This is a genomic window from Streptomyces xylophagus (assembly GCF_000716435.1).
Taxonomy (GTDB): domain Bacteria; phylum Actinomycetota; class Actinomycetes; order Streptomycetales; family Streptomycetaceae; genus Streptomyces; species Streptomyces xylophagus.
Genome location: NZ_JNWO01000115.1, coordinates 1 through 594, shown reverse-complemented (window position 1 = coordinate 594; position 594 = coordinate 1). Strand labels below are relative to the sequence as shown.

Genomic DNA, 594 nt, shown 5'->3' with positions numbered 1-594 from the left:
GGGTGAACTCGACTTCCCGTCTCTCTTTGAGATGGAGATCGACAAGGTCAAGTGCTTCAGCCGCTCCCCGATCACGTGGGAGCACCTCATGTCCGAGGACTACGGCACGAACGCGACCGCGGAGTCGACGACCGCCACGAACACCAAGCCGGACGGTGTGTTCGTCCTGCACTGGCTCGACGACTTCGGTCTGCAGCCGGGCGCGGAGAACGGGTTCCGCTACCAGCCGGTCACCCCCAGCACGGCGGTGCAGCTGATCGGCACCATCGGCGGTTCGGGGGCGCACACCCTCGGGATCACGAAGAACTACTGGTCCCCCGTGAACGACGACCCCCGCCAGCTGACGGGCGGTCGCTGAAACCTACGGCCCCGTAGGTTCCGCACCCGGAGAGGAACACCCCATGAACATGCTCATGCCCGACCTCGGCAAGGTCGTGTACTTCGCCCTCGGCACCTTCCTCGGCGGCAAGCTGCTGTCCAAGCTCAAGGGCGCCTGACCCGTGGCCAAGGGCGGCACTGGAATCAGCAGCATGCATCTGGCCATTGCGGCCGGGGGCGGCGTGTTCCTGTATGCCGCCCTGCGCGGGGTCTCCC

The 594-nt window shown here is 66.3% G+C and carries 1 protein-coding gene; it reads left to right on the top strand.

The features are described 5' to 3' along the window. Positions 1 to 358: hypothetical protein (locus OO70_RS50540; RefSeq protein WP_234337158.1), on the top strand; the 358-nt coding region annotated here is incomplete at its 5' end. Between the last annotated feature and the right edge of the window lie 236 nt (positions 359 to 594).